17 protein-coding genes are annotated in these 20,066 nt (G+C 49.3%); 16 read left to right on the top strand and 1 reads right to left on the bottom strand.

Going from position 1 to position 20,066, the window contains the following annotated elements; genetic code table 11:
* Positions 1-144 precede the first annotated feature (144 nt).
* Entirely contained in the window at positions 145-1,752 is a 1,608-nt protein-coding gene (locus tag GA520_RS07555) for a hypothetical protein (protein ID WP_163339525.1), read from the bottom strand.
* 964 nt (positions 1,753-2,716) lie between these two features.
* On the opposite strand from GA520_RS07555, the gene GA520_RS07550 reads away from it, so the two are divergent.
* The 16 genes from GA520_RS07550 (at position 2,717) to GA520_RS07475 (ending at position 20,032) form a co-directional block, all read left to right on the top strand.
* Positions 2,717-2,962, top strand: coding sequence for a glycine zipper 2TM domain-containing protein (locus GA520_RS07550; RefSeq protein WP_163339524.1), 246 nt, complete (start codon positions 2,717-2,719; stop codon positions 2,960-2,962).
* Positions 2,963-3,042: 80 nt separating this feature from the next.
* Positions 3,043-3,672, top strand: coding sequence for a hypothetical protein (locus GA520_RS07545; RefSeq protein WP_163339523.1), 630 nt, complete (start codon positions 3,043-3,045; stop codon positions 3,670-3,672).
* A 168-nt stretch (positions 3,673-3,840) separates the two neighbouring features.
* Positions 3,841-4,623: a hypothetical protein gene (locus GA520_RS07540; protein ID WP_163339522.1), complete on the top strand. Its 783-nt coding sequence runs from the start codon at positions 3,841-3,843 to the stop codon at positions 4,621-4,623.
* Between the two features lie 138 nt (positions 4,624-4,761).
* On the top strand, positions 4,762-4,986 hold the full coding sequence (locus GA520_RS07535; protein WP_163339521.1) for a hypothetical protein: 225 nt from the start codon (positions 4,762-4,764) through the stop codon (positions 4,984-4,986).
* Positions 4,987-5,104: 118 nt separating this feature from the next.
* Positions 5,105-7,513 (top strand): arylsulfatase, encoded by a 2,409-nt coding sequence (locus tag GA520_RS07530; protein WP_370362753.1) that lies wholly within the window; start codon positions 5,105-5,107, stop codon positions 7,511-7,513.
* Positions 7,514-7,652: 139 nt separating this feature from the next.
* A complete protein-coding gene (locus tag GA520_RS07525) occupies positions 7,653-8,696 on the top strand; it encodes a DUF1214 domain-containing protein (RefSeq protein WP_163339519.1) in 1,044 nt (347 codons plus the stop codon).
* 52 nt (positions 8,697-8,748) lie between these two features.
* Complete coding sequence (locus tag GA520_RS07520; protein ID WP_205749342.1) at positions 8,749-9,795, top strand: DUF1214 domain-containing protein; 1,047 nt, start codon at positions 8,749-8,751, stop codon at positions 9,793-9,795.
* A 74-nt stretch (positions 9,796-9,869) separates the two neighbouring features.
* Positions 9,870-11,057, top strand: coding sequence for a hypothetical protein (locus GA520_RS07515; RefSeq protein ID WP_163339518.1), 1,188 nt, complete (start codon positions 9,870-9,872; stop codon positions 11,055-11,057).
* A gap of 23 nt (positions 11,058-11,080) precedes the next feature.
* On the top strand, positions 11,081-12,082 hold the full coding sequence (locus tag GA520_RS07510; RefSeq protein ID WP_163339517.1) for a glucosaminidase domain-containing protein: 1,002 nt from the start codon (positions 11,081-11,083) through the stop codon (positions 12,080-12,082).
* 90 nt (positions 12,083-12,172) lie between these two features.
* Positions 12,173-12,649, top strand: a complete 477-nt coding sequence (locus tag GA520_RS07505) for a glycine zipper domain-containing protein (protein ID WP_163339516.1) — start codon at positions 12,173-12,175, stop codon at positions 12,647-12,649.
* 221 nt (positions 12,650-12,870) lie between these two features.
* Positions 12,871-14,268, top strand: coding sequence for a DUF1214 domain-containing protein (locus GA520_RS07500; RefSeq protein ID WP_205749341.1), 1,398 nt, complete (start codon positions 12,871-12,873; stop codon positions 14,266-14,268).
* A 38-nt stretch (positions 14,269-14,306) separates the two neighbouring features.
* Positions 14,307-14,897 (top strand): YSC84-related protein, encoded by a 591-nt coding sequence (locus tag GA520_RS07495; protein ID WP_205749340.1) that lies wholly within the window; start codon positions 14,307-14,309, stop codon positions 14,895-14,897.
* 222 nt (positions 14,898-15,119) lie between these two features.
* Positions 15,120-16,139: a phospholipase A gene (locus tag GA520_RS07490; RefSeq protein WP_205749339.1), complete on the top strand. Its 1,020-nt coding sequence runs from the start codon at positions 15,120-15,122 to the stop codon at positions 16,137-16,139.
* Between the two features lie 84 nt (positions 16,140-16,223).
* Positions 16,224-16,985 (top strand): transporter, encoded by a 762-nt coding sequence (locus GA520_RS07485; protein WP_304511307.1) that lies wholly within the window; start codon positions 16,224-16,226, stop codon positions 16,983-16,985.
* A gap of 500 nt (positions 16,986-17,485) precedes the next feature.
* The gene (locus GA520_RS07480) at positions 17,486-18,238 is read left to right on the top strand and encodes a hypothetical protein (protein WP_163339514.1); all 753 of its coding nucleotides are present in this window, start codon (positions 17,486-17,488) and stop codon (positions 18,236-18,238) included.
* Positions 18,239-18,334: 96 nt separating this feature from the next.
* The gene (locus tag GA520_RS07475; protein ID WP_163339513.1) at positions 18,335-20,032 is read left to right on the top strand and encodes a TIGR00341 family protein; all 1,698 of its coding nucleotides are present in this window, start codon (positions 18,335-18,337) and stop codon (positions 20,030-20,032) included.
* The last annotated feature ends 34 nt before the right edge of the window (positions 20,033-20,066 follow it).

The following is a 20,066-nucleotide window of genomic DNA, read 5'->3' as shown; positions in this document are numbered from 1 at the left end:
ACGCTCTTTGGGCCTGTAACGGAAAAACCCGCCCGCTTTCTTCATTGACGCTTGTCGATGATAGTCCGGGAAACTCCCAGCAAGAATCCCCAACAGGCATGGCGTTCACGAGCCACGACCGATTTTAAAGCAGAATGGTGGAAATTATTTAACGATTAACCCTGATCTCGCCAAACCCTCAAAAACTTTATCGGCGATCACATCACTTTTTATATAATTACCGATGAGCATTTTCCCTTTGACTCTAAAATCAGGTCGCAGTCTCAGGAGTTTTTCAATAAACTTCTTACCATTTTCACTTCGTCCCATAAGGCCCAGGGTTGAAGCACTAATGAGCGGGTCCCAGAATAATGTCCGCCGATGGTGTTGCGTAGATTCCTTATAGGCAAGGTCATATTTTTCCAACCTGAGATAGTTGACCCAGAGAGCATCGTGTGTGATTGCCCGGTGAAATGGATTGAGGCGGATTGCTTTTTTAGCGAGCCTTGGTCCGTGTTCCCAATCTCCGGAAAGAGTCAGAATCCACGCGAGACCATTCATCACAAAGAGGGAATCCGGATTTAACTCCAAGGCGTTATGAGCCTCACATATAGCTGCTGTCAGTTCGTTGGACGTCAACCTGGCCAAGGCCAGAGTCGCAAGAACGCGCTGGTTGTTTGGATTGATAAGAGCTGCCTTTTCAGCGTATTCAACTGCTTTGTCAAGCGGATTTTCGAAGCCAGGGATGTCCAGGTTGTAGATCGTGCAATAGAGGATAGCAAGTGACCCCAGTGCCAGACAGTTATCAGATTCCAAACTTACAGCACGGGTTAACGAAACAAATGCCTGTTCAAATGCTTTGGGAGTCATGCTTTGTTCATATTCCCAGAATTTAAGTACTGCTTCATAGGTGGTTAGTTCACTCGGCAACTTACTTTTCACCTCTTTGGTGATAGCTTTTGGGATAACACCGAACTCTCCACAAATTTTAGTAGCCACTGTCTTAACCACGTGCTTCTTGAAACTGTACAATTCTTGCAGACCTGCTTCTGTTTCACAGGTTTCACCCCAAATCTGTACTTCCAATTTTGTATCTGCTAAATGTACTGCAAGCGTTAATCCGTTCCTGTCTTTAAACAATTCACCAGTTAAAACAAAGCGAGGTCGGGCGTAGACGCCTGCATTCATTATCCCGTCGCGTGGAAAATGAACCCTGACGTTTTCAAAACAAGAAACCTCATTTGCCATTTCTGACGATATACCCGAACCGTAAAAGTCATATTCAGGGTCACCGGTCAGGTTTTTGAAAGGTACAATCAATATTGCTGGCCATGACCTATCAGGAGCGGATTCTGAGACTGAGCAAGTATGCTTTTTCTCAATTTCTGCCTCGTCTTGCCAGGAAAATGTTGGTACATAGCTTCCCTTAGGAATATCTATCCTGATGGGATCGAGCCTGCCATCAATAAGATAGTAACGCTCAAGCGCTCGCCTCAATTTATTGGCCTGGATACTCACGATAGGATCCACTGACCCATTAAAGTCTTCTGCCCTGTCGAATACCTGGGTAGCTACCGTGTACCCCTTCAGAGTGTTAGATCTTCCGGCAAGTGTTTCCGCCACCACAAATGTCAAAAAATCACGTTGCTTCCTGGTTGCTAGAAACTCGGGACTGGCAATAATTTTATGAAATTGCTGCCGGATGTGGTCGTGAGGCAAAGGAACCTCAGATTCGGCAGCAAACAACTCATTGAACTCGTTATCGTACGGCATATTGTTCCTTTAGCGTCATAAATTATGCATTTACATCTAACAAACCTTCCCCCCTTGTCAACCGTAATATAACCTAAATTAGGTGTAAGGACGCTCAAGGATTGGTACATTTAAATATCTATCTAGCCCCAATATTTCATGAAAAATCTTCTATTATTAATATATACTTATTGATATCAATTGGTTAAACTTTGTTGTCAGTGAATTTTGTCGGGTACAGTTTGTACCGCGAAAGACCGCTTGCACTCAAACTCTCTTTTCACCCTGCGGGCGTGACTGCTGAGTCCATCCTCTTCGTTATCAAGGGTTTGCGGTAGATTATTACAGCTGCACCCTTGATGCCTCGACTATGAACTCACCAGACACGTGAAATATTGGGGCTAGCTTTAAGTGAAATGCAGTCTTTGTCTGAACGCGTAGATATCACTTATTGTTTCATTTCTAAACAAAACTATCAATGACAAAGTAAAACAGGAAGATGACCATGGCGGTGATCCATCCAGGCGTTTTTTTTGTGATGAAGCGTTTCCCTGAAAGAAGGGGCGAAATAGTGAAATGCTTCAATAGTAGCAAGTCTTTTCAGGTTATATGCGAAGATTATAAACAATGCAGTGAAGCGCTCCAATTCTGGAATGAAATGGACTTTGATGCATCAATACAGCGAAAAGCCGAGTACGAGGAGCTGCTGCATAGTCTGGAAAACGAGATTTTTCAGTATGTGAATAACAGTTGTCTGAAGCATGAAGGTGGGTGAATTCAACCACCAAATAACTACCCTCTTCCTTGGGTAGCAATGCAAAGCATATCATAGCAAGACTGTACGCTCGCCCGTTATCATCAGAAAGACATGCCGATGTGGGGATTAGGTTCGGGGGAAATACTGGAATGTAAAAGGTATAGAGACGCGGGTCGGCTGTATCGTTGGCCTGTATTTCAAACTCAGCCACAAAAAAGGGAGAATGAAATGAAGAGAATCTACGCAAGTTGTTTACTGGCAGTTTCGCTTGCCTATGTGATGCTGTTCAATGCTGGTTGTGCCTCAACCTATCCAACTGCCGGTGAGGTTGGAGCAGCACGGGGAGCCGCGGCAGGCGCGATCGCCGGACAGGCAATTGGCCGCAATACCAAATCCACGCTGATCGGGGTTGGAGTCGGTGCAGTCGGCGGTGCCGTACTCAATGACCAGAGGGCCCGGCAAAGAGGATATTGATGACCCAAAAGTTAGACGACTAACTTGCTGTAACCAGGAGTCAATACTTGTCCAACCATAAGATACACAGGAGAACTGCAATGCAATCTTCAGCCCATGAAATAGCAAAACTTCAAACACGCCTTGAGAAAATCGAAAAACAGAATAACCGGCAGAAGCGGCTATTGGTCATCTTAACACTCTTGCTTATACCACTGTTTGTAATGGGAGCCAAGCAGGGGGCAAATGATGCCCAGTTTGGCCAGATCACCGCCACTGGGATTACCATCCGCGATCCTTCGGGTATGGAGTTGGTAGCCATCGGATCGGATAAGGAACAGGGCATCGGCATCAGTATTTTTAATACAGCAGGTAAACGCGCTATAGCCCTTGGCATTCCAGCCGATGGCAAAGGCAGCGGTATCATGGTGGCTGATGCTGAAGGCAATCCCCGGGTCGGTCTGGGCATGGACGAGGGGATTCCCGGGATAGCTCTGGTTAATGAGAAGGGAGCAAAGATTCTGGCCATGGGCGGTGGTGGAGATGGATATGGCATACTCATCAATGACAAAGAAGAGGTGCAGCGCATAGGCCTAGGTTACAGAAATGGGGATGCTGGCATCATGCTCTACGATGAAAAGGGACAATACATAAGAGGGATGTTCCGACAGAAGGATGGTCTCAACTATTTCTCTTACATCGATGCAGATGGCAAAGAGGTGTTTGAATAAATAGAGATATTTTGGGGATTGAGGTTGAAGGTGATTGCCGCATAGAGCTGTTCTGTTTTCAACGTCAATTCTCAATTCGAGACTGCGAACAATGGGGAAACCAAGCAATGGGCAATGTCATAAAAAAATCGTCGCTCTGAGCTTAAACATCTATTAGAGGGTTATGCCATGAAGTCTACTCACAACAGAGCTGTCCTATCGGTTCTTTGCAGTCTGCCGTTTCTGCTTTCTCTATCACCTTCGAAAATTTTCGCTTCAGACGGTATGGATTCCTGGGAATTTCATATTGCGCCCTACGCCTGGCTGGCCGGACAGGAAGGAACGGTGGCCACCCTCCCCGGTCTGCCGCCGGCAGACATCGATATCAGCTTTTCTGATGATATACTCGGCAATATCAATGGTGCCCTGATGCTGGTCGGTGAAGCACGTAAAGGTTCCTTCGGCTTCAGTATGGATGTGGCCTATACCGATATCGAAAGTGATGCAGCGACTGCCGGTCAATATTTCACCACGCTCACTTCTCGAACGAAAACCTGGATGGTGTCGGCTGGAGGGTTCTATCGTTTTTTTGAAAAAGAGCAGTCATTTCTTGATGGCCTGGCCGGAGTCAGGTACTGGTCTATCGATTCTGATTTAACTCTGAGTGGCGGTCCGCTTGGGACCTATGCGATAGATAACAGTGAAGACTGGTTCGATCCGATAGTCGGCATCAAGGGTTTGACCAGGATCGGTGCTTCAAAGTTTTTTGTCAGTGGCTTTTTTATCATTGGCGGGTTTGGCGCCGGTTCTGACTTGATGTGGGATGCGAATTTGAACCTGGGCTACCAGTGGACCGAAACTTTTTCAACCACGTTTGGATACCGTTATCTCGATGTTGATTACGAGAAAGACGATTTTCTTTACGACGTTTCGCAGGATGGTATCATGCTCGGACTTTCATGGAGGTTTTAAGGTGGCTTAATTATTCATATTAACCAGGCTGAATAATTTTGAAGCCTACTGATTGGTAGAATAATTGGAAAGACAAGAAACAACGAGTGGTGGGGGGATTCCCTCTTAGATCAGAATACTATTGAGAGAGGCATGTCTATGAAACATAACATGTATTTGATACTCGCGGTGACACTGGTGATTTCCCTCGCTGGCTGTACTTCAAAAAGTACCAAGATTAAGAACAAGGAAAAGGGAGCAACCAGTGATGCCCGCATTACCTTGACCAAAAAATATACCGATTGTGTAAGTAAGGCTACTGGAGATAAGGCAGCGATCGAAGCTTGTGATGCTATTCTGGATTCTATCAAAAAGCTTGATTGAGATGAACATCGCCTCTGCAGCTTGTCCGAAGATTTCTGAATTCCGGCATGTCTGGAAATTGCATTTTCTAAGTTGTTAAGAAAGCGGCTAAATCATAGCCAGGGAATGAGGATCTGTTATGTTTCGATCATTTTATTGGAAGTACCAACTGCTATTTGCCCTTCTGTTATATGCAATAATACCGACAGCAGTAACCGCGGCAACACAGAATGTGCTACCCTTTCCAATGCCTTCCATGGGCGGGAAAATCGGACCTACCATGCAAGAGTCAATTCACAAATGGCGCGAGCAGAAGCGCCACCTGCCGGAGGACGCCCCCAATATCCTCATCGTCATGCTCGATGATGCCGGGTTTGGTCAACCAGCCACTTTTGGCGGTGATATTGAGACCCCGACAATGTCCAGGCTTTCCGAGGAGGGAATCTCTTATAACGCTTTCCATACCACCGCGATGTGCTCACCCACCCGGGCCGCGCTGATGACGGGACGTAACCATAACCGTGTGGGCTTTGGGCAGATCGCAGAACTCGCCAACGACTGGGACGGTTACACCGGCATCATTCCGAAATCCTCGGCCACCATCGCCGAGGTACTCGGCTACTACGGCTATGCCTCCGCGGCTTTCGGCAAGGATCACAACACCCCGGTCGACCAGCTTGCCAACGGCCCCTACGACCGCACGCCGACCGGCCGCGGTTTCGACTACTTCTATGGCTTCATCGCCGGCGAGAGCTCTCAGTGGGAACCCGCCTTGTGGGAGAACAACAACCCGATTTCCCCGCCCCACCTCGAGAACTACGAAGACTACCACCTCACCGAGGCCATGGCTGACAAGGCGATTACCTGGATGAACCGCCACCTCGCGATGAATCCTGACCGGCCCTTCCTGATGTGGTGGACGCCGGGCGCGGTCCACGGTCCACACCATGTCGCTGCGAAATGGGCCGAAAAGTATAAGGGCAAGTTCGACGACGGCTGGGATGCCTACCAGCAACGAGTCTTTGAGCGCCAGAAGGAGATCGGCTGGATTCCGGACAACACCACGCGCCCACCCCGTCCGGAAGGGATGCCAGCCTGGGAAAATCTCTCAGTAGAGGAGCGCGCCTTCCAGGCCCGCCTGATGGAGGTCTTCGCCGGCTTTCTCGAGCACACCGACGTCCAGGTCGGCCGCTTGATCGATGCCCTTGAGGAACGTGGCATCCGCGACAACACCCTGGTTATTTATATCCTCTCCGACAATGGCGCATCGGCTGAGGGCATGGACGGCAGTGTCGCCGAACTCAACGCCCAGAACGGGATCCCGTCCACCGTTGAGGAACACATGGCAATAGCCGAGCAACTCGGCGGGCTGGAAGCGATCGGCGGTCCCAAGATGGACAACATGTACCATTCCGCCTGGGCCTGGGCCGGTGATTCTCCGTTCCGCTACACCAAGTTGATCGCCGCTGATTGGGGCGGCACCCGCACGCCGATGGTCATCTCCTGGCCGAAGCGCATCAAGGCCGACAAGACACCGCGGCCGCAGTTTACCCATGTCAACGACGTGGTGCCCACCCTCTACGAAATCCTCGGCATCGAGCCACCGAAGGTGGTTGACGGCCACAAGCAGGACCCCATCGACGGAACGAGCTTTGTTTACACCTTTGACTCAGCGACCGCGCCGGAACAAAAGAAAACCCAGTACTTCGACATCATGGGCAGCCGCGGCATCTACCACGAGGGCTGGATGGCCAGCACCTTCGGCCCCCGGACACCGTGGGTCGCCACCCCGCCGGACATCAGCAAGTGGAATCCGATGCAGGACACATGGCAGTTGTTCGACACCCGCAAGGACTATTCACTGATGCACGACCTGGCCGCCGAAAACCCATACGAGTTGGAGAAACTCAAAGAACTTTTTATGCAGGTGGCGGAGGAAAATATGGTCCTGCCGATCGGCGCCGGCCTCTTCAGCCCCCTCAATCCCCAAGAAATGAAGCGGTCCAAGAACTCCGAATGGACCCTCTTTCCCGGTATCACGCGCATCCCCGAAAGCCAGGCGCCGAACGTGCGCAACGGCAACCTCCGGGTTGAGATCGAGGCTGAAGTACCTGAAGGCGTCAACGGGGTAGTATTTGCCATGGGCGGCTACGCCGGCGGCGTCAGCCTTTTTGCCGTCGACGGCAAGCTCTACTACGAATACAGTGCGCTACTGCTCAAGCGCGACAAGTTCGAGGTCGGTACGCTGCCGGCCGGGGAGTTGCAGATTGCCCTCGAGATGAAGACGCCCCTCGAGCGCGCCGCCCCCGCAGAGCTCAAGTTCTGGATCAATGGCAAGGAGGCCGTCGGGGGAACCGTTCAACGCACCGTCCCAGGAACCTTCACCGCCTCGGAAACCTTCGACGTGGGCATGGACACCTGCTCGCCAGTTGCCGACGCCTACTTCGACAGGGCCCCCTTCGCCTTCGAGGGAACGCTGAAGCAACTCTACTTCAAGAATCTGCAGGACGAGCGTCCGGCTTTCAAACGATCGCCGGACGATGATTAATCTGAAGGCGCTAACAGATGGTCCTCTTCACTTTCCCGTGGGGAGGACCGAGTTCGATGGCCCAATTTCCTGTTCAGGGTCATGGGTGTGAAGCAGAACTGAAACGTAGACAAGCATGATCAAGCAAAAAGGAATAGTCATGAAGAAAGTCAGAGGCACCATACGAACCCAAACAACTTTGATCGTCACGGCGTTAGTCGTCTCAATGGCGATCGTCCCCTATTTCAACGTGCTGGCCGCCGATGCTCCCAAGGTGACGATTCAGAATTACGTCCGGGCCGAGACCGACGTCCAGATGCGGACCTATATTGAGAATATGGACGCCTTCGGGAAATTCAGTCACGTAAGGGAAGCGTACGATGTCACCAACCGGGACACGGTCCGTCCCAACCGGGACACACTCTATTCCTGGTCGGTTTTCGATGTGACCTCGCCGCTGACCATCACCCTGCCCGACCCGGGGGACCGCTACCAGTCGCTGATGATCGTCAGCCAGGATCATTCGATCTGGGCGGAATACGGCCCGAAGGACGTCGTCCTCGATGAAAAAACCGTCGGCACGCGATACGCGCTTCTCCTGATCCGGACCTTTCTCGATCCCAACGACGAGAAAGATGTGAAGGCGGCTCATGCCCTGCAGGACGCCATCATCGTAAAGCAGGCGGATAAGGGCAAGTTCGAGTATCCCGGCTGGAAGAAGGAGGAAGTCGAGGCGATGCGGGAGAAGATCAATGTCGTCGCGGCCGCCTTGCCCCCCACCGGGACCTGTTTTGGCCGAAAGGAAGAGCTCGATCCGATCTACTGGCTGCTCTGCGCCGCCTATGGTTGGGGTGGGTTGCCGAAGCAGGACTCCACCTATACCGCAGGCGTTCCTGAACATAATGATGGCAAAACCCCTTACATCCTGACCGTCAAGGACGTACCTGTTGACGGCTTCTGGTCGGTGACAGTCTACGACGACAAAGGCATGTTCATAGTCAACGAACACGACGCCTATTCCTACAACAGTGTCACCTCGAAGAAGGATGAGGACGGCAGCATCACCATCCATTTCGGCGGCGACCCTGGGCAGGACAACTACCTCCCCATCGCGCCCGGCTGGAACTATATCGTCCGCATGTACCGACCGCGAAAAGAGATCCTTGAGGGCACGTGGAAGTTTCCAGTCCCCGTAACGCCATAAATCGGGGCCCTCAACAACTGACAGAAGATGAGAAAAAAGAGGAGAGTAACCAATGAAGAAGATGATTCCCAACGTAATAGCATATTCCTCAATCAGTGTTTGCCTCGCTATTCTTTCTATCTCCTCTGCCTCAGCAGCAGGCGACCGAGTCGAACCCGTGATGGTCAATGCCTCAAACTTTGTCAGGGCGGAAACGGCCGCCCAGTTCGACCGGATCGTGAAAATGGCCGGAGGAGTCAATCTGTTCTTTCATCTGCGCGGACCAACGCCCCTGGACAAGCAAACCGTCATCCGCATGAACCGGGATACAATCTACAGTGCGGCGGTAGTGGATATCAGCAAAGGCGCCACCCTCACCGTCCCTGATACGGGAGACAGATACATGTCGATAATGGTTGTCAACGAGGACCATTACATCAACAGGGTCATCCATGAACCGGGAGAACATAACTTGACCGTTGAGGAATTCGGGACACCCTTTGTGAATCTCTCCGTGCGCACCCTGGTTGACGCCTCTGATCCTGATGATATCCGGGAGGCGAACGCCTTGCAGGACCAATTGAAAATTAAAGCAGCATCAGCTAAACCCTACTCCCACCCTGACTACGACAAGGAAAGCTACAAGATTACTTACGAGGCCCTGCTTATCCTGGGTCGCGGCATGACAGACACCCATGCCACCTTCGGGAGCAAGGAGGATGTCGACCCGATTCGCCACCTGCTGGGCACGGCCTGGGGCTGGGGCGGCTTGCCGCAGGAGGAAGCGTTTTACCTCAACGTGGAGCCAAATCTCCCGGTGGGCGCATACCAGCTCACCTTCAGAGATGTGCCAGTCGATGCGTTTTGGTCGGTCAGCTTATACAACAAGGATGGCTATTTCGATCCCAACGATGAGGATGCCTACAGCGTCAACAGCCTCACCGGGACTCCCAACGAGGATGGTTCCTTTACCATCCATTTCGGAGGTGATCCGGGAAGCGTCAACCATTTACCGATTGCTGATGGCTGGAACTACACCGTACGCCTTTATCAGCCGCAAAAGGAGATCCTCGATGGATCCTGGACCTTCCCCGAGGTGAAACCCATGGAATCAAAGTAGTGCATCAGTCCAAGGCGGGGATGGTTGATAAGGTTTGTCCCCAATCTTAACCCAGTTTTACAAGAGAGACAAAAATGAACAGACTGAGCATCGCGACTTTCCTCTTTGCCTTCATGGCATCCCCGCCGGCATATGCAGACAACTGGCAGCCATTTACGGGAGCAGACACCTTGAAGGAGTTTGTCTCCGGCGCCACGGCGCAAATAGAGTTGACACCGGGCGTAACCGCGGTGGGTACGTATCACGCCGATGGTACCGCCGAGATCGAGGCCTGGAATGAGATCTTCCGGCGTACCTGGTCCGTTAAAGGTGATGACCAGGTGTGCTACTCGGATGTGGAAACCAACTGTTTCAGTTTCGAGCAGAACCAGGGCGACCCAGCTGAGTACAGGGCCCGCAATGTTGCAACCGGTGAAATGTTCATGTTCCGGGTCACGGACGACGAAGCCCGCACATTTAGCAGCGAAACTTCTCGGGACAGCGAGGGCGGCTTTGGCTCACCTTCCGCTGCCGAAGTTGCCGCCGCCCTGTCTGATCCCAACACCAACATGGGCACCATGAATTTTCAGTTTGATTACATTAGCTATGATGGAGATATCCCGGGCGCTGATGGTGCAGAGGCTTGGCGGATGCTGTTCCAGCCTTCCTTGCCATACAAGTTGACAGACTCTTCCAATCTTTTCATACGGCCAGCCATCCCGGTTATTTTCAGCCAGGATGTGCCACAGCAGAGCGGCGGTTTCAGCTCTGAAGGTGTTGATCTTGGCGATATTGGCTTTGACGCCTCGTTAGCCAAGACTTTTCCAGGCGGCATTGTGATACTGGCCGGACTGGCCGGTACTCTGCCAACGGCGACGAATGATTCACTGGGACTGGACCAGTGGCTGCTTGGTCCGGAGTTCGCTGTTGCCATGGTGCGGCCCTGGGGCGTTGTGGGTACGCTCGTCTCACACCAATGGGATGTGGCTGGCGAGGGTGACTACGACACCAGCATCACCGGCGGCCAGTATTTTTATGCTTTGAACCTCAAGGATGGCTGGCAGATAAACGGTTCACCAACTTTTTCCTATAACCACGAGGCAAGCAGTGGCAACGAGTGGACATTCCCGTTGGCTGTAGGTGCGTCCAAGACCACATTCATAGGTGGCCGGCCGTGGAAGTTCGGGCTTCAGTACTGGCACTATATTGAATCACCGGACAATTTCGGACCTGAATACCAGATACGGTTTACCGTCTCACCGGTGGTAAAACTGCCATGGTGAGCCTCGTGCAGATGGAGAAGAATATGAAATCGATTAATGCATGGCGAGCATGGCGACGGGTGGTGTCCGTGCTGATCACGATGATAACCATCGGCGCATTTCTAACGGGTTGTGACACGGAGGAAAAGAGCATCGGGTCCTCCCGGGTCGAGGCTGAACGGCCTGTTGAGCGCTTCGAGTTCGAATCGGGCGAACAGCTGGAGCAACTCATTAACAGTCTGAACTATACCCCGGAGGCCTGGCAGGACGGAATTCGTGAGGTACCCAGGCTCTATATCACAAATATCCCAAAACGCTGGAGGGACAAAACATCAAAAGAAATCCCAGTAGTGACCAAGAAACGGGTTTTCTTTCGGCTAATGGGCCCACTGATTCTACATGCAAACGAGCTGATCCAGGCAGATCGGCAACAATTGGAATCGATTATTAAAACAATAAAATCAGGTAAAACGCCCTCCCCTTCAGAACAGTCGTTTTTGAAAGAGAGCGCCGTTGCCTATAAGGTGGCAGAAAAAGAAGAAGACGTCGACATAACCGATCGCGGATTGCAGGATGAGTTGCTTCGCAGGGTTGATACCCTGCCGCCATCGTTGGTTCTCGCCCAGACCGCTGAGGAAAGCGGATGGGGGACATCCAGGTTCGCTGTCGAGGGCAACGCGCTCTTCGGCATGTGGACCTGGAGCGATAAAGGTATCACACCAAAGGAGCAGCGCTCCGAACACGGCGACCACAAGATCGCATCTTATGAAACACCGCTGCAGTCGGTCATTGCTTATATGCGAAATATAAACACACATCCAAGCTACAAATCCTTGCGCGCCGGCCGGGCCGAAATGCGCAGAGCCGGCACCAAGATTGCCGGATGGGAGTTGGCGAAAACACTGACCAAATATTCGGAGCGTGGCCAGGAATACGTAGACTCCCTGCACGCCTTGATGAAAACCAATATGCTCATGGAGACTGACGACGCGTACCTTGGTGATGGGCCGACAATCCTGCTGATTCCGGTCGGTGAAGGAACATAACCGGAAAACAAGGGAGTTGGACCTGCATTAAGATGGAGAATGGAGGCAAGAAAATATTACTGAAATTCAAAAAAACAAGGAGATTGTATTATGTTAAAATTAAAAGGATTGTTGATAATCGGTATAATATACCATGCGGGACTCGTCATGGCTGCTGACCTGGTTGTATATCCAGCCAATAATCAGCCCGCTGAACAGCAGACCAAGGATCAGGACGAGTGTCGGCAATGGGCCAGCGGGCAGAGCGGGTATGATCCCAATTCTGCCCCGGTAGCAGAAGCAGCACCACAGCCCAATCAGACGAGAGCAAGAGACAGCAGTATTGTTAAAGGCGCTGTGGCAGGAGCCGCGGTAGGCGGTCTGGGCGGCTCAATGGGCGGAAAATTTGGGAAAGGAGCTGCAACCGGTGCAGCCGCGGGAATGGCACTAGGCGCAGTAAAAGAACACAGGGAAAACCAACAGGGCTCTCAAGCTGCCCAGGCAGATAGTCAGAGCGCCGCGCTGGAAGCCAATTTCAAAAAAGCCTTTGCTACGTGCCTGGAGGGACGTGGTTATACGGTGAAGTGACATTTTTATTCAAAGGCGATCACCTAAGCCAGGCTGAATGTATCTGATTGACGATTCATTGCGGGATAGTTGTGCTAAGGCATCCAGGTTACGAAATTACACAGGCAGCCACTTGTAGGCCAGCGATTCCTGACCTACAAGTGGCTGCCAACGATGGTCTTTTCATCAAAAACGGGGAGGCCATAATAACCAACAACTTGTTCAGAAGGAGCGATAACACCATGACCAGGACAATGATGATAATGAGCACTGCGCTGCTTTTGGTTGCGTGTTCAATCGGTTACGCATTTGCGGCCGGTAAAGGGGGATCCACGGCACTAAATGACGAACAGCTCATGAACATCGTAAAACGATCCTATCAGTATGTCGCCATGTACAACGTAAACAACAAATTTGCGCTGAAACAGGGAGGTTGGAACACAGTGGACGCAGATACTACGCTGAAAGACCATACGATGAAAGAGATTGCCCGCCCTAACAACGATACTCTCTATATCGGAGTTATGCTGGATCTGCGTAAAGATCCCATGATTATCGACATACCTGCCTTTGATTCGGATTATGTCTCGCTGATGATCACCGGCTATGATCACTATGTAAATGTGCCAATGGCGACACGACTGGGGGATTTCGACAAGCCCGAGAAGATATTGCTCTACACTGAGCGTACCGAGGGGTACAAAGGTGAGCCGGTCGATGGCGTTGACCGGATTTTCGAGGCCACCGGCGACTTTGTTTCCGCCGTGTTTCGAGTCATGCCCCATTCCGGCGACGCGGAACGGTTCGACCGGATTTCAAAGCAGATGCAGTCGGTCAAGATTTTCAGCTTGTCGGAACATCAGGGAGGTAAGGCAAAGCCTGTCGATGATATTTCGTTCCCATCGGTAGGTGAGCGTGATGCTGACATCTTTGAGAAGAACCTGTTGGAAGTCATGCAGTTTGTTTTTAATCACACCTCTTTCGCCGATGACAACAAACTCGACCAGGCTCTTCTCGAGACGTATAAGCCGCTTGGTATAATCCCCGGCCGTCAATTTGACCCCGCCCAGGTTGCCAAGATAGACGGTGCCGCACTCAGAAAAATTGCTGAACGCATCATACCCGAGGAAATGGCCAGAGCCAACGACGCCGATTTCAAACAGAAAAATTTGACCGAGTTATTCCAACCGAAAGGAAAGATGAACCTGGAACTCTTGCTTTTCCAGTCGATTACAGGTCCTATCGGCCTTCCGGCAAGTGAGGCAATGTATCCCGCCATTGGGACGGCTGACGGCAAGCCATTGAATGCGTTGCATGATTATGTGATCCGGATGTCAAAGGATGAACTCCCTCCTGCCAAAGCATTCTGGTCGGTTACTTTGTACGATTTAAAAAACGGTTTCTTCATTCCCAACGATCGCAAGAAGTACAGCATTGGTAAGAATGGTGGCATGAAACTGGACGACAACGGCGGTATCGAAATCTACGTGGCTGCCGAATTGCCTGATGGCGTTTCCGAGGAAAATTGGCTGCCGATCAGCCGCCAGGATGAAAATATGGACATCGTCATGCGGATTTACGTACCTGACTTGGAGAAAATGAAGGCCTGGAAAGAACCGCTGGCGGAGCAGGTGCAATAATCTGACGACGATCCTTACACTCTAACCGGGAGGACAATATGAAACGATGCAAGCTATTGGTTTATGGCCTTTCCTTAGTGATGATTCTGTTTGCGAGCGCTATCGCCGCCAATTCTTCACAAGCAGCAGCAAAGGAGGAAATCGAGCAACAACGGGTAGACATTCGCAAGATGGCAGACAATACACTCGAGCGCCTTTATAAGACACAGCCGACAGCCAAAAAAGCAATTGAAAAATCAGCTGGCTATGCTGTTTTCAGTAATTTCGGAATGAAAATTTTAGTCCTCGGAGGGGGGTCAGGGAAAGGCATTGCGGTTTACAGTAAATCAAAAAAAGAAGTGTTTATGAAGATGGTCGAGTTGCAAGCCGGCCTGGGAATGGGGATTAAAAAATTCCGACTGATCTGGGTGTTTGAAAACCAGAGTGATCTTGACAATTTCGTTAACTCTGGCTGGGAATTTGGCGGCCAGGGAACAGTTGCCGCGCAAGCAAGCGGTGAAGGCGGCTCATTCGCTGGCGCCATGTCCGTCACCACAGGAGTATGGCTTTACCAGTTGACGGACGACGGCCTGGCTTTGGAGCTTACCGCAAAAGGCACCAAATATTACAAGGACGATAAGCTTAATTAAGGGATTGTTCAAAAGTTTTTTCACTTGGCCATAGTGCAGAACAAATGAACGCTTTGATTATCTCCTGACATAACAATACATTTTTCCAGTACTGGTTTACCCGACTGGTTTCTTAAGGAGCTCCAGCTGAAGCTCCTTAAGAAATGAGATATACTGTTGGAGGGGAAAGAATTTTTTTTATTATCGAACCACCTAATCACACGAGATATGAGGATCTTTCAGATGAAAAAAATTGCATTTCAAAATAGAACCATCGTTTTGATGGTATTTCTCTCAGTTGGGCTATTGAAGCCTGGAGCCTGCATTGCGAATGATCTCAAAACCTGCATGGCAGAAATGCTTGACCAGGTAAACGATTCGGTGACGATAGGTGAGCTGCGTCTAGAGTGTGAGAAAAAGATTCTGGCACAAACGTTTCCAGAGAAGACAAAGGAGCCTTCGGCCTTGTCTGAGAGAGCAAAGCAGGACACCGATAATGTTTTAAAAGCTTTTACCCTGATGGCCCACAAACCTAATTATCTATTAATTGCGGCCCATAACACACACGGCTACAGTTCAGAGGTTTATCAGGAACAGTACAACGACCCTGCTATTGAAGCAGACGATACTGAAGCCCAATTCCAGTTAAGTGTAAAGTTCCCACTGGCCATTGATATTTTTGGTGTGGCAGATTTATACGCAGCGTACACAAACCGTTCCTTCTGGCAACTATACAATAGCGACATATCTGCACCATTCAGAGAAACGAACCATGAACCAGAAGGATGGTTGCAGTTCAATCCTCAATGGGAGCTTTTGGGGTTCACAAATACTGTCAATACGTTCGGTATTGTCCATCAATCAAACGGTCGTGGAGGGGTCCTTTCCAGGAGCTGGAATCGGCTTTATGCAGATTTCGTCATGGAGCGTGGTAATTTCGCCCTCAGCTTCAAACCATGGTACAGAATATCTGAGGATGAAGAAGATGATGATAATCCTGATATTACTGATTATCTCGGTCATTACGAACTACGGGCTGCCTATAAATGGAAGGAACAGGTTTTCAGCATAATGTCTCGTAACAACCTTGAGTCAGGATTTGAAAAAGGTGCTGTAGAATTGGGTTGGAGTTTTCCCCTTTGGAATTACCCTTATTTGAAAGGGTACATCCAGTATTTCACGGGGTATGGTGAAAGCCTGATCGATTATAACCAATATGTGAACAAAATTGGGATTGGTATTGCCCTGACAGATTGGATGTGATGGACTGCAAAAAAAAGTGTAACGGATTCTTGTAATCATATTTGCCCGCCTAATAAAGCAATAATGGGGAAAACTCTGACCCTAATGCAAGGTAACTATAATATATTTATGAGTATTTTATCCAGAGTAACAGCAGCAACTGTGAAATATATCTTGAGGTTTGGAAAATGGTTCACCCTTTGGTTTATAACTATCGGGCTACCACTCCCCTGCTTCGCCCTTGATCCAGAACCGCGAAACTGGAACCATCTGCCGATGGACAGAAATTTCGGAGGGTTTGCATTCGCCCACACCGAAGCTCATATTTTCTTCGACCCTATCCTTTTGCTGAAGGATTTTGATCTGAAACTGGATACATGGGCCGTTAAATATCTACGCACATTCGAGTTGTTTCAAAAATCATCGCAAATCGACATCATACATGGCTATCAGGAAGGAAAATGGACGGGCTTATTAAATGGAGTTCACGCTTCAACCTCAAGGAGTGGCTGGTCTGACACTTTTGTTCGTGTTGCAATGAACCTGTATGGCGCGCCACCTTTGCGAGGTAAAGAATTTGGTGCATATCGATCTCAAATGAATATTGAAACTATTGAAGGTGTTGCATTGAAAGTGCGACTGCCAACCGGTAACTACCTGGAAGATAAACTGCTCAATTTAGGTCAAAACCGGTTTGCGTTCAGACCGCAGCTTGGGGTCATGCACACCTGGGGGAAATGGGCGTCTATCAGTGCGGGCTATATGACTATGGCGGCGAAAACAGTCTCAATGGAACAGATCAGGACGACACAAAACAAAATATCGGCTGGAAACTCAGCTATGCACATCCGATTAGTCGCTCTCTAGGCATCAAGTTATCGTATCTGGGCACCCGTACACAAGAATCAACCGGCTCTGATTCTGATACGCTGGCAGCAAGTGTGTCTTTTGTATGGTAGCTTTTTTTGTATTACTTATTCATCATCTTTATTTGTGATATTATGCAACTATTACGATGTAACATGATCTTTAGTAATTATAAAAATACTGAGAGTTCGATATTACTGCAGATCGGAAATCCAATAAGACAGTTTCGATACAGGCTCTTCCCCCAAATGGATAACTATCCTTTGCACGATTATAACCGGCTCACCTCTACCTCCCATGGTGCCCCCCCCTTCAAATCATTATCTTCATTTTTTGTAACGTATATACCTGCTTTCCTCATGTTTGCTACACTTTGGAAACTGGATCAAGTTCAACAAAAAGGAAATCAAATTATTTCAGGTGCTGCCCAGTGGTTGGATTCATTCTTTAATGATCCCAGATTCATAAGAGAGCAAAATAAATCCAGAGCCAAGATCAGCATGAAATTTGGTTATTCAAAATTTGATGATTTTGAGTGTAAACCCGCTCTTCGTCTGCGACTCAGTTTCCCGGAGTTCGAACAACGCGCCAAATTGTATTTATCGGCAAATGGTAGTGAAGATTTCGATATAGATTCAAATCCAATCTTGGACACGAACAAAAACAGGGAGGAGGATTTGACAGGCGGAGTAAAGTATTATGTCGACCAAAACAAACGCTACAATATTTCCACCGATGCTGGTTTTTCAACCAGTTACGTCTATGGAGGCATTCGCTATCGTCATACTCATCCGTTTTTCAGCAGTAGGTGGAAAGGACGTCTCACCAATAGACTTCGATACTACTCTGATGATGGATGGATAAACAGAACTGCGTATGATATTGAACGATATCTCGGTGATCGGTTTTTCTTCAGAACAACCTTTACCGGTGTTCTTTCCGAAAATGAGGACGGTATGCCTCTATCAGGAGTAGCACGATTATACCAAGTACTGAGTATCGACAGGGCGTTGCTATATGATGTTGGAACCTATATGGATACCAGGCCAGATTTTGAGGTGACCGACGTGCAATTAAAGCTACGCTACCGGCAACGTTTTTACCGCGATTGGCTCGTATTGGAAATAGCACCGCAGCTCACCTTTCCAGAAGAGCACGATTACGAGGTTAATCCCGGTATCATGTTCAAATTTGAGATGGATTTTGGATATATGCAGGATCGTGAGGCATATGACTCAATATTTAAATTTTAGTTGAGTACTCAATTACTTCATAACCATGGCAGTACCAATCGTGCTGTGGAGCATGCCAAAACATGTCGAACACTATAGATATATGAGGCAGGACAAATGAAAATATTTCTAATAAGCCGCGAACGATTCGAAATTGTCCACAATGATATCGCCGATGGTTCTGAACCTGCCTTACGTTTTTACATTTTGGTCGCAGTTTCGACCTTGATTGCAAGCTTTGGGTTGATATTAAACAGCACGGCTGTCGTAATCGGAGCTATGCTGGTGGCTCCTCTGATGACCCCTATTTTCGGCATCTCCCTGGCACTGGTCAGGGGTGAGACTGGTCTCTTTGGCCGTGCCATTCGAGCCGAGATATTCGGGGTTATCGCTGCTGTGACAATGAGTCTGTTACTTGGCCTTACCTTAGGCGACTTTGAACCCACCAACGAGATGCTGTCGCGGACGAGCCCCACCTTGTTTGACCTGCTGGTTGCCGTTCTTGCTGGGTTTGCCGGAGCTTATGCACTTGTGGATGAAAAACTCAGTCCCGCCTTACCCGGCGTTGCAATCGCAACTGCGATTGTTCCTCCCCTGGCCAACTGCGGCCTCTGCTTAGCTCTTGGAGATGTCGCTGCCGCGGTAGGATCTTTCTTATTATTCTTTGCTAATTTTTTATCCATACTGGTCGTTGCTTCCATCACGTTTGTGTTAAGCGGCATGGCCAGAAGTTTTGGTGCGAGGGAAAAGGGGATTACACTTCTTAGACGATTCCAGTTGCCTATTGTTGCCTTTGTGCTGATAGCAGCATTTCTTGGCAACTCTCTCTTCCAGATTGCTCAGGAACGTAAAATGGCCAGAGGGATCAGGGAAATATTAATCCAGGAAACGTCGCTTATCCCTTCTACGGTTTTGGATGGCATGAATTTCTACTTAGAAGAGGAAGAAGACCTTATCCATGTCGTGGCAAATGTGAGCACCCCTGCAATACTGACACCTACACAGGTGAGTAAGATACAGAATCAATTGACCCTGGAGATCGGCAGACCTATAGAACTGATCATGCATTGCGCCCTAAGTAGCAATGTGTCGGCACGTGGTTCAATTAAAAACGCTATTGAGCAACACCTTGATGGCACATTCGCCAAGTCTCTTGGCAATGACACACTAAAGGATATTGCTATCACGGAGCAGATCATCCGGGAATACTTTGCCCTGGAAAATGCCTTGGATCTTAATCGGGTGGAATTTGTGCCTTACGGGAAACGACGGTTAATGCTGGCGCACGTGTTTGGCTTCAGGCTTCTTTCCCCGCAGGAAATTGAACAGCTTCAAACTGACATACGGAAAGCCTCTGGGGACGACTCCATTGAGTTGCTCATAAGTCAGGTAGAAAAAACTATTCAAACACCTGAGGGAGCCTTTCGCTATGGCTGGTTTCTCGGTAAGGAGGGAACCCCTGATAACCTTACGCGCACGCGTCTGATAAAAGCCGATATCGTTGATTATTTTGGTCATGATAATGCTTTTACATTGGTCAATGCCAATGCGACGTATCTGGATGATAAGTTCCATTTTCTTTTAGAAATTACGGGGCCAGAACTCTACCCGGTCTCCCGGATAGAACAGCTGCAGTCTCTGTTGAAACAGAAATATACAAATCAAGTGGATTTCTATGCGTGGACCCGCATCGAAGTGGTTCACGGACCAGAGGGACCGCTTTCGATGAAAGAACTGAGTGCATATTTTAGTAGTCGCCAGAAAGAAACCCTACCTGAGACAATACCTCTGATCTTAGAAGCATCAAGAAGGTAGCTGGGGAATCCTCACGCGGCAAATCAACTAGACA

Origin of the sequence: Desulfopila sp. IMCC35008, from assembly GCF_010646885.2 — a bacterium.
Classification (GTDB): Bacteria; Desulfobacterota; Desulfobulbia; order Desulfobulbales; family Desulfocapsaceae; genus Desulfopila.
The sequence above is the reverse complement of the archived record's forward strand: the minus strand, read 5'-3'. Positions and strand labels throughout refer to the sequence as shown.